The organism is Phyllobacterium sp. P5_D12 (assembly GCF_054049495.1).
Genome location: NZ_JBFUMG010000152.1, coordinates 1 through 9,208, shown reverse-complemented (window position 1 = coordinate 9,208; position 9,208 = coordinate 1). Strand labels below are relative to the sequence as shown.

Annotated in this window: 11 protein-coding genes; 5 read left to right on the top strand and 6 right to left on the bottom strand. The window is 55.3% G+C overall.

Going from position 1 to position 9,208, the window contains the following annotated elements:
- Positions 1 to 523: DUF1638 domain-containing protein (locus ACXJ5O_RS12250; protein WP_457300128.1), on the bottom strand; the 523-nt coding region annotated here is incomplete at its 3' end.
- A gap of 70 nt (positions 524 to 593) precedes the next feature.
- Between ACXJ5O_RS12250 and ACXJ5O_RS12245 the strand changes: the two genes are divergently transcribed.
- Complete coding sequence (locus tag ACXJ5O_RS12245; RefSeq protein ID WP_112528692.1) at positions 594 to 749, top strand: entericidin domain-containing protein; 156 nt, start codon at positions 594 to 596, stop codon at positions 747 to 749.
- Between the two features lie 89 nt (positions 750 to 838).
- Here ACXJ5O_RS12245 and ACXJ5O_RS12240 read toward each other — a convergent pair whose 3' ends face one another.
- Positions 839 to 1,537 (bottom strand): corrinoid protein, encoded by a 699-nt coding sequence (locus tag ACXJ5O_RS12240; RefSeq protein WP_112528690.1) that lies wholly within the window; start codon positions 1,535 to 1,537, stop codon positions 839 to 841.
- A gap of 243 nt (positions 1,538 to 1,780) precedes the next feature.
- Here ACXJ5O_RS12240 and ACXJ5O_RS12235 point away from each other — a divergent pair, with 243 nt between their 5' ends.
- A complete protein-coding gene (locus ACXJ5O_RS12235) occupies positions 1,781 to 3,367 on the top strand; it encodes a trimethylamine methyltransferase family protein (protein WP_457300127.1) in 1,587 nt (528 codons plus the stop codon).
- A 22-nt stretch (positions 3,368 to 3,389) separates the two neighbouring features.
- Here the strand turns inward: ACXJ5O_RS12235 and ACXJ5O_RS12230 are convergent, their stop codons facing one another.
- Positions 3,390 to 3,845: a hypothetical protein gene (locus ACXJ5O_RS12230; RefSeq protein ID WP_457300126.1), complete on the bottom strand. Its 456-nt coding sequence runs from the start codon at positions 3,843 to 3,845 to the stop codon at positions 3,390 to 3,392.
- A gap of 431 nt (positions 3,846 to 4,276) precedes the next feature.
- Here ACXJ5O_RS12230 and ACXJ5O_RS12225 point away from each other — a divergent pair, with 431 nt between their 5' ends.
- Entirely contained in the window at positions 4,277 to 4,882 is a 606-nt protein-coding gene (locus ACXJ5O_RS12225) for a PadR family transcriptional regulator (RefSeq protein ID WP_457300125.1), read from the top strand.
- 65 nt (positions 4,883 to 4,947) lie between these two features.
- Here the strand turns inward: ACXJ5O_RS12225 and bmt are convergent, their stop codons facing one another.
- Both bmt and ACXJ5O_RS12215 read right to left on the bottom strand, forming a co-directional pair.
- Positions 4,948 to 5,961 (bottom strand): betaine--homocysteine S-methyltransferase, encoded by a 1,014-nt coding sequence (bmt, locus tag ACXJ5O_RS12220; RefSeq protein WP_457300124.1) that lies wholly within the window; start codon positions 5,959 to 5,961, stop codon positions 4,948 to 4,950.
- Between the two features lie 91 nt (positions 5,962 to 6,052).
- Positions 6,053 to 6,889, bottom strand: coding sequence for a helix-turn-helix domain-containing protein (locus ACXJ5O_RS12215; protein ID WP_457300123.1), 837 nt, complete (start codon positions 6,887 to 6,889; stop codon positions 6,053 to 6,055).
- Positions 6,890 to 7,004: 115 nt separating this feature from the next.
- On the opposite strand from ACXJ5O_RS12215, the gene ACXJ5O_RS12210 reads away from it, so the two are divergent.
- Positions 7,005 to 8,042: a fatty acid desaturase gene (locus tag ACXJ5O_RS12210; protein WP_457300122.1), complete on the top strand. Its 1,038-nt coding sequence runs from the start codon at positions 7,005 to 7,007 to the stop codon at positions 8,040 to 8,042.
- Between the two features lie 9 nt (positions 8,043 to 8,051).
- Positions 8,052 to 8,819 (top strand): PhnD/SsuA/transferrin family substrate-binding protein, encoded by a 768-nt coding sequence (locus tag ACXJ5O_RS12205; protein ID WP_457300121.1) that lies wholly within the window; start codon positions 8,052 to 8,054, stop codon positions 8,817 to 8,819.
- On the opposite strand, the gene ACXJ5O_RS12200 is transcribed toward ACXJ5O_RS12205, so the two are convergent.
- Positions 8,796 to 9,208, bottom strand: a 413-nt coding sequence (locus ACXJ5O_RS12200; RefSeq protein WP_457300120.1) for a glycine cleavage T C-terminal barrel domain-containing protein, incomplete at its 5' end; no start/stop codon positions are given. The two genes, ACXJ5O_RS12205 and ACXJ5O_RS12200, sit on opposite strands and share 24 nt — an antisense overlap.

Here is a 9,208-nt window from a genome sequence, read left to right as displayed (position 1 = left end):
TCGCGCTCAACTTAGGATCATCAGTCTGCGCCATGTAAATCATCTTGGTGTAGTTGCCAAAATACATGTCGCGCAGTTCCGGGTGCCGATCGAGTCCCAGCGGTTTGACCATGAACGCTTCGAAATGGCGGGCGAGGAAATCCGTCATGAAAAACGACGTCATATCGTCGTCCCACTGTGAGGAGAAGGCTTCGTTGCCGGCATAGAATGAAAAGCAATGCGGGCCGGCGATACGTTCGACGCCATGTTTCTCACAGACGCGGTCAAGCATGCCACCCGTACCGCAGTCTGCATAGCCGACGAATATGCGTGTTATGCCTTCTGCCTTGGCTTTGACGATTGCGCGATCTACCGATGGCGCAATCTTATCCGGATAGTGATGATAAATCGCGGGGAGGCACTTGAGATCAATATGCTCGAGGCCAAATTGTTCGCGTATCGCGAGGATTTCCCGCGCAATCATCCCGCAAGCAATGACCCGAACGATCTCTGGTGACTTCGTCGACTTTCGGCTTGCATTCATGGAACTGATCTTGCTCTATCGCGTTGTTCCAGCGTTGGATTTAATTTTAGCAGAACGGGAGATACCGTCCATGAAACTATCACATATCGCTCCGATTGCCGCTGTACTTGCAGTCGTCGCACTTGCCGGCTGTGCCAATACAATTCGCGGCATGGGTCAAGATACGGCCAATACGGTCAATGCGACCCAGAGCGCTGGTCATCGCGTGGCAAAGTCAGCCAATTAATTAACGCTTAGGGCCGTCTGGGCCTCAGCCGTTTATTGATTTCTTGCTAACAAAACGGTCGCATGCTCATGCGGCCGTTTTGCACGCCATCAAGCTCCCGAAAGCTGATTGTGTTTGCGTTTCATGTAGGCTTTGGCGGTCTCAACAGCAACCGCCGCATCGCGGCAATAGGCGTCCGCGCCGACGGCCTTGCCGAACTCTTCGTTGAGAGGTGCACCACCCACGAGCACGATATAGTCGTCGCGGATGCCCTTTTCCTTCATCGTGTCGATGACGACTTTCATGTAGGGCATGGTGGTCGTAAGTAGTGCCGACATGCCAAGAATGTCGGGCTGATGTTCTTCGATTGCCGCCAGATACTTTTCGACCGGATTGTTGATACCAAGGTCGATGACATCGAAGCCAGCACCTTCCATCATCATGCCGACCAGATTTTTTCCGATGTCATGGATGTCGCCTTTGACGGTCCCGATGACGAGCTTGCCCTGCTTCGGTGCCCCGGTTGCAGCAAGGAGAGGGCGCAGGATAAACATGCCGGCCTTCATCGCGTTGGCTGAGAGCAGCACTTCAGGTACGAAGAGAATGCCGTCCCGGAAGTCTTCGCCAACGATGCGCATGCCCTCGACCAAAGCTTCGGTCAGAACCTTGTAGGGCACCCAACCACGTTCAAGCAGAATGTTGGTGCCTTCCTCAATTTCTTCCTTCAGGCCGTCATAAAGATCGTCATGCATTTGCTCGACGAGTTCATCGTCAGAAAGCTCCGAAAGAATGATTTCATCATCGGCCATTTTTATGCTTCCTCTCAAGCGTTATGCAATGTCACTAACATAACTGGTGTTTCTTTAACATATCGGGCAAGTTGCTGAAAACGCATCGCTTAAATGCGACCTAGTAAATGACGAAAACGACCGGCAGTTTGTCTCCGATGCGCCACCCGGTGCCGCACACGGAAACGCTCTCGCTGGTGCCACGTTTAGATTTGACCTGCTTAAGACGAAGTCTGCGCTTGTGAAGCGCTGAGGAGACAGAAAATGGTTGAGGAAACGTCAGTCGATGCACCTGCAGAAGCAGAGACAAGCAGTGGACGTCGCGGCCGCGGCGCTGGCGCGGGTGCAGCTGCACGTCGTGCCGCGCGTTCGGGTGGCGGTCCTGGTAAGTCGCTGACTTATATTACGCGCAAGATACGAACGTTCGAAGTGTTGGACGAAGAAGGTTTGTCGATAATTGAGGCGAACGCCGATACGGTGCTTGAAGAGATTGGTATCGAGTTTCGCGATGACGCGGAAGCACTGGCGCTATGGAAAGAAGCGGGTGCCGACGTCAAGGGCGAGCGGGTACATTTTCCCAAGGGTCTGCCGCGTTCTCTGCTGAAGACTGCTCCGCCGATCTACACGCAGCATGCGCGAAATCCGGAACGCTCCGTCCAGATTGGCGGCGATGCTACCGTTTTTGCACCGGTCTATGGGCCACCTTTCGTTCGTGATCTCGCGGGCGTTCGCCGTTACGCGACGATCGAAGATTTCAATAATTTCGTCAAGCTGGCTTATATGGCGCCGTCTATTCATCATTCCGGCGGTACGGTATGTGAACCGGTCGATGTGCCCGTCAACAAACGCCATCTCGATATGGTGTATGCGCATATCAAATATTCCGACAAGCCTTTCATGGGATCTGTCACCGCACCTGAACGTGCCGAAGATACGATCTCCATGTGCAAGCTGGTCTTTGGCGAGGACTATCTCGATCAAAACACTGTTTTGACCAGCCTGATCAATGCGAATTCTCCCATGGTATTCGACGAAACCATGTTGGGTGCATTGAAGGTCTATGCGCGTAACAACCAGGCTTGCATCGTCACGCCGTTCATTCTTGCCGGCGCCATGAGCCCGGTTACGGTGGCAGGTACGCTCACACAGGTCCTGGCTGAGGTTCTTGCGGGTGCGTCTTTCACTCAGCTGATCCGGCCGGGCGCCCCTGTGATTTTTGGCACATTCGCGTCGTCGATCTCCATGCAATCAGGTGCGCCGACCTTTGGTACGCCCGAACCCTCGTTGGTTTCCTACGGTGCCGCGCAGCTGGCACGCCGCTGCGGATTGCCTTTCCGCACCGGTGGTTCGCTCTGTGCTTCCAAGGTTTCCGATGCTCAGGCAGCTTATGAGAGCGCGAATACATTGAATTCGACGCTTCTTGCGGGCACGAATTTCGTGCTGCATGGGGCGGGCTGGCTCGAAGGCGGTCTGGTATCTTCCTATGAAAAATTCATGATGGATATTGATCAGCTCGGCATGGCCCAGAAGATCGCCCAAGGCGTCGACCTCTCCGAGAACGGTCAGGCGATGGATGCTATCCGGCAAGTTGGTCCTGGTAGCCACTATCTTGGTTGCGACCACACGCAGGCGAACTTCCAAACGGCATTCTATCGGTCGAATATTGCAGATAACAATTCGTACGAGCAATGGCTGGCGGAAGGCGAAAAGCGGGCGGATCAGCGCGCTAATGAACTTGCTCGCCGCTGGCTGGAAACATACGAGGCGCCCTATCTCGACCCGGACATCGACGATTCACTTAAGGAGTTCATCGCCAAGAAAAAGGCGTCCATGCCCGACGCTTTCACGTGAAAGAAGCCCGAAGACGGCCGGGCTAAAGTGGCCGATCTGATCCACCAGGAAGTCTGGGCCTCTGCTGTAAAGGGTTCAGATGCAGGATGATCGTGAAAACCTGATCCCCAATCAAATCGCCGCCGCGCTGGAGCCATATGGTTTGGTCCCGCGCGGCGGTTTCGTTTTCGACGAAGAGAACGCTCCTTCGCCCTTGATTCAAGGGGGCCATTTTCGAAGTGTTGTCTTGGTTGGCCACTTCGGGTCGGCCATTTGGCCGCATTTCACGCGGTGGTGGCAAGACCACGCGGATTCCCAGGATCCGCTCGATCAATGGTCCAAGGATGTTCTGAGTGCCGTTGCAATGAAATTCGGTGCAATAGCCGTGTTTCCCTCCGATCGGCCCTATCTGCCATTCCAGCAATGGGCACAGCAAGCGGAAGGCTTGTGCCCTTCTCCACTCGGAATATTGGTCCATCCCGAATTCGGGCTTTGGCATGCTTATCGCGGGGCGCTGCTATTTGATCGCGAACTCGACTTTCATAGGGGTGGTCCGCAGCGTCATCCTTGTGATGATTGCCGGGACGAGCCATGTCTTTCGGCCTGCCCAGTGAATGCTTTTGCCGGTGACGGATACAATGTCGTCCGTTGTCGTTCTCATCTTGCTTCTGGAGAGGGGAACGAGTGCCTGAACGGCGGTTGTTTGGCGCGCCGCGCGTGTCCTGTGGGATGCGAGCAGGTCTACAATGCGCCGCACATGCGTTTTCACATGAACGCTTTTGCGCGAGGCTGACGTGCTTTCCGTAACAAATACAGAAGCTAATTCAAACTCTTAGGCGGGAATCTCGCTAAAAGATATATCTTTGACTTGCTTAAAGATATATCTTTGTGTAGATATAGCGCATGAAAGATATAACTAGGAGAAATTCCATGTACGGTCATTGCAGAAATCACCACGGTCTCGGCGGCGATCACTGGTCGCGCGTTGAGGCAATGTCAGGTTCGCAGGAGGGAGGCGGTCGCTTTGGCGGACGCGGACGCGGCGGTCCGTTCGGGCGGCATCGAGGCGGTCCTTTTGGAGGGCGCGGCCCACGCATGTTCGATCCAGGCGCATTGCGCCTTGTCGTCCTCGGCTTGATCGCGGAAGAACCGCGTCACGGTTACGATGTCATCAAGGCGCTGGAGGCGAGATTCCAGGGGGCCTATACCCCGAGTGCCGGTGCGATCTACCCGATGTTGCAGATGATGGAAGAGACCGATCTTGTCACTTCCACCACAACGGGCAACAAGCGGCTCTATACGATTACGGATCAGGGGCTTGCCTATCTCGACGAGAACCGGGCGGAGTTGGACAAGATAAACGGCCAACTCGACAGCGCTTCAGGCGAGATACACGGTGCTGCTCTGGGTGAAGAGATGCATGCATTGAGCTTCGCGCTTCGCTCGAAGCTTCGTAGTGGATCGCTGACAACAGAAAAAGCCGAGCAGTTGCGCGAAATCCTGAAGAGGGTCCGCCGCGAAATCGAGGACCTCTGAGGTCCAAAAGACTGTGCCAAAAAGAACCGGCGGGTCAAACCGCCGGTTTTTTGCGTCAAGTTAGTCTATCCCCGCCGTCCGCGGCGTTCCCGCTTCGGCATGTCATCAGCGTGAGCTGCAAGCTTGTTGCGCATTGGTCCGATGGTCTCGACGATTGTCTCGACAGAAGGGCGTATGCCATGCGTGTGACTGTCGAGCGCTTTGCGCATTGCCGCCAGATGCTCGAATGATGTGCCGCAGCAGCCACCGATGATCTTTGCGCCGCCATTGATTGCGAGATGGGCGTAGTCGGCCATCAGTTCCGGAGTGCCGGAATAGAAGATTTCCGCGCCGCGAAATTCCGGTATGCCGCAGTTGCCTTTGATAACGATCGTTGCGGAAGGATCGGCTTCGCTCATGTCGAGGAGAGACGCCAAAATATCCGAGGCACCGACGCCACAATTTGCGCCAACGGCAACCGGACGTTGCGCAAGTCCATCGACTACACCGTGGATGTCCTTCGGCGGTAGGCCCATCATGGTCTTGCCGGCGGTATCGAATGATCCGGTATACACATAAGGAAGGCCCACTTTGACAGCTGCCTCTGCAGCTGCGCGGATTTCGCCCGGAGCCKACATTGTCTCGATCCAGGCAACGTCGACGCCTCCGGCCTTCAAGCCTTCCAGCTGTTCAGTGAAAGCCGCGACCGCATCTTCTTCGGTCAAGGCACCGAGCGGTACTAGCAATTCGCCTGTTGGGCCGACGGAACCTGCAACAATGACCTTGCGGTCTGCCTTGTCAGCAACGCTGCGCGCCAGCTCGGCGGCTTTCTTGTTGAGTTCGAATACACGATCCTGTGCATGATGCAGTTTCAGACGATGACGTGTGCCACCGAAGGAATTGGTCAGGATGATGTCGGCTCCAGCATCGACAAACCCTTGATGTAACGCAATGATTTTCTCGGGCTGCACTGCGTTCCAGAGTTCCGGAGCTTCGCCTGCTTCAAGCCCGGTTGCAAAAAGATTTGTACCGGTCGCGCCATCGGCCAGCAAAACGCCCTTCTCGGCGATGAGATCAGCAAGTGGGTTTGCAATGGTCATGGCGCACGTTTCCCTTGGATGAATTAAATAACGATATAAGGAAGTCTTTATATGTGGTCAATAATCATTTGCGACAAGGCCTGCCGCATGGTCAACCGACCTTCAGCGATGAAATGTGTCCAGCCACTTCATGGGCATTGACTTTGGCAACCCGGATAAGTCCGTCGAAATGCCGTTGCATGGTCAGCACCGCCTCCGTTGTGTACAGGACTAGATACATTTCCCCGACAAATATMGCGGCGCGGTACGGGCCAAAAACGGTATAGGGAACAGAGAAGCGCTCGCGTCCGTCGAAGAGATAGAGCCGAAATGACGGATAAAGCTCATCAATCAATTCGGCCATGTGGTTGAGTTGTTCGAGACGGACCTTGCGCGAAAGATCGCTCCAGATGCTGCAACCGGCGGCGAAGTCGCTTAGCGTCTGAAACGGCATACAGACTTCCATGTCGGTGCCCGGTTGTCGATTATAATCAAGCCGGAATGCGGTCTCGCTCAACTGGGTTGCCGGGTCGCGGTGGACCATTGATGTTTCGTACGCAACCACGGCCTGTGTCCGCAACAGGTCCGGGATGCGCGCGGGAACGTACCGGATTTTGCTGCCTGTGGCTTCCGCGTGCCATTTGACAAGAAGAGTGCGTTCGAAATTGTCCGAACCTTCTTCTATTTCCATGCTTGGGCGAAGTTCGCCGGTAATACCCTCATCCTGACTCAGTCCCAGAAGCCAATCGAGCGACACGGCGTGGCGCTCGGCAATGTTGAGCAAAGTCTCGACGCGCGGCAGCCTGGTAGATTGACCGGAAAGCAGTTGTGACAGGGCTGAACGGTCAATACCAACTGATGCAGCAAAGGCTGACTGGTTTTCACCGCTCCGGACAAGGAGACTTTTGATGCGCTCCTGGAACAGGCGGGAAAGATCTCGTTTATCCATATTCGCACCGCATTGTTTATAATACACAACAATTGCGCCATTTGGTGCGCAAAATCAACACTTACTCACAAAAATCGCATTGCTGACAGCTCCTGACAATGAGACCATGAAAAACATGGAATCAGAACGACATAACAAAATACCCTCTTCACAATCCCAGCATTCGCGCAAGCGCACCGGCATTGAATGGCCAACCATTGGCTTGATGACAGCCTGCTACGGGCTTTGGTTTTTCTCCGGTTTTTACGTCTACGACACCATGCCATTGGTTGCTTTGGCAGTGATGGCCATTTCGGTCGCGTTGCATTCGTCCCTACAGCATGAAGTTCTGCACGGCCACCCAACGCGCAGTGGTCTTGTCAACGAAATCCTGATTTCGTTGCCGATTGGACTCGTTTTCCCTTACCGGCGGTACAAGCATCTTCACCTCAAGCATCATGCGGATGAGCGGCTGACAGACCCCTATGACGATCCTGAGAGTTATTTCCGCGCCATGGGCGACTGGGAAAAACTGCCTGCGTTTGTCAAATCACTCCTCAACTGGAACAACACGCTGAGTGGCCGGATTATTATTGGCCCGATTCTGATGGCCATTGGCTTTGTCATCGCTGAGGTGAAACTGGTTGCTGGAGGAGACAGGAAGACGCGCACCGCATGGCTCTTGCATGGCGCCGGACTTGTTCCAATGCTCGGCCTGGTATGGCTGGTCTTCGGCATTCCGCTTTGGATTTATGCGCTGACAGCTGTTTATTGGGGCCTGTCAATCATCTCGATCCGCAGTTATTGCGAACACCAATGGTCGGAGCGCCCAGACGGGCGGACGATTATTGTGGAGAAATCGCCTCTCGCTCTCATATTCCTCAATAACAATCTGCATTTTGTGCACCATAAACGGCCAACCGCGCCTTGGTATGATCTGCCGGAGCTCTATCGCGAACAGCGAGAGGAATGGCAGCGCATGAATGGTGGTTATGTCTTCCGCAATTATTTCGAGATTTTGCGTGCATATGCATTCCGCAAAAAACAGGAAGTCGTTCACCCCGTTCTTCGTCGTGAGCCAGCTCCAGGACGGGCCTTCCGGCCACGCCGCCATGGCATCAGTCTGCAGGGTGGCTCAACAATGCCTATTCCCGCCGAGCCGCCGAAAGAGTAGACAAACTCTATGACTCTTGTGGCGGCTTTGCCGATGTATGACTGGCCGGAACGGCGCGCTGAAGTTGATGCGCAGTGGGCGGCCTTGCGTGACGCATTGCGATCGAACGGTTTTAATGCGCCGGATTTTCTGGCGCGCCGCAATGCTGATCTGCCGGCGGTTCCTGGCGGCATCAAGGATCGGGCTGGCAATTTCATCGCGCCGGACCCAGCCCTACTTCCACCCGACGATTTAGATCGGCAGGCGCTGTGGTGTCATCCTGGTTTGCTCTTTGCCCAAGCTTGCTGGGGCCCGCTGGAACTGGGTCTTCAAGCCTATGTCCATGTTGTCGGGCAAGATGACTATTCTGGCGTTGATGGCGGAAATGGTGAACTTTACTCAAGCGCGCTGGTCATGCGGCGAGGCGAGGGGCTGCCTGTAGCGGCGCCAGTCGGCGGAGAGGCCAGCCTGCCTGTGGACGTAATGCGGCGGAAACGGCTCGCGTTCAATAGTTATGACTCCATGTCTGGGTACCTCGCTCTTCAGCGGGATCTCGAAGCCCAGGGAGAGACGCTGGATCTGTTTATTGGCCATACGGAGACCGGCGGGCATCGCCATTCCGTTGACGCAGTTGCGTCTGGCCGAGCAGATATCGCTGCTATCGATTGCAAATCCTGGGAACTGGCGCAGCGCTATGATGAAGCCGCTAGCGCCTTGGTCGTCGTCGGTTGGACAGGCAAGCGCAGAGGCCTGCCCTATATTTCGGCCTTTGAATTACCCGCGCATCTTTTCGCCTGACGGATCGAACGGAGGCTCCAGATTGATCCGGGCGGCCCGGCGAACGCCAAGGATTTCCACCTCAAACAAGCCCTGCTCTTCACTTTTGGCGAGTTCTGCCGGCACGTAGCCTTGAGCCATTGACTGGCCGACATAATGAGCATAGCCGCCAGACGTAACCCAGCCTACGACGCGCCATTCGCCTTGCACAGCTCCCTTGTCGCCCTCATCGGAAACCACCGCCCCTGTTGCGTCAAAGCGCGGAGCGCCGACACCATGACCTGCCTGAACCGTCCCGTAATCCTTCGAGGTTTTGGCCCAGATGGGCTCGTCGCCCATGACATCGGCAGCACCCTCGCCATGCGGCACGTCGATCAGGAAAGAGACGCGGCGCAGCTTCGCACTGGTTC

What these genes read in the sequence shown, in the direction of transcription:
- ACXJ5O_RS12245 (WP_112528692.1), top strand. Translation starts at nt 594, where the DNA reads ATGAAACTATCACATATCGCTCCGATTGCCGCTGTACTTGCAGTCGTC.
- ACXJ5O_RS12240 (WP_112528690.1), bottom strand. Translation starts at nt 1,537, where the DNA reads ATGGCCGATGATGAAATCATTCTTTCGGAGCTTTCTGACGATGAACTC.
- ACXJ5O_RS12235 (WP_457300127.1), top strand. Translation starts at nt 1,781, where the DNA reads ATGGTTGAGGAAACGTCAGTCGATGCACCTGCAGAAGCAGAGACAAGC.
- ACXJ5O_RS12230 (WP_457300126.1), bottom strand. Translation starts at nt 3,845, where the DNA reads ATGCCAAAGCCCGAATTCGGGATGGACCAATATTCCGAGTGGAGAAGG.
- ACXJ5O_RS12225 (WP_457300125.1), top strand. Translation starts at nt 4,277, where the DNA reads ATGTACGGTCATTGCAGAAATCACCACGGTCTCGGCGGCGATCACTGG.
- ACXJ5O_RS12210 (WP_457300122.1), top strand. Translation starts at nt 7,005, where the DNA reads ATGGAATCAGAACGACATAACAAAATACCCTCTTCACAATCCCAGCAT.
- ACXJ5O_RS12205 (WP_457300121.1), top strand. Translation starts at nt 8,052, where the DNA reads ATGACTCTTGTGGCGGCTTTGCCGATGTATGACTGGCCGGAACGGCGC.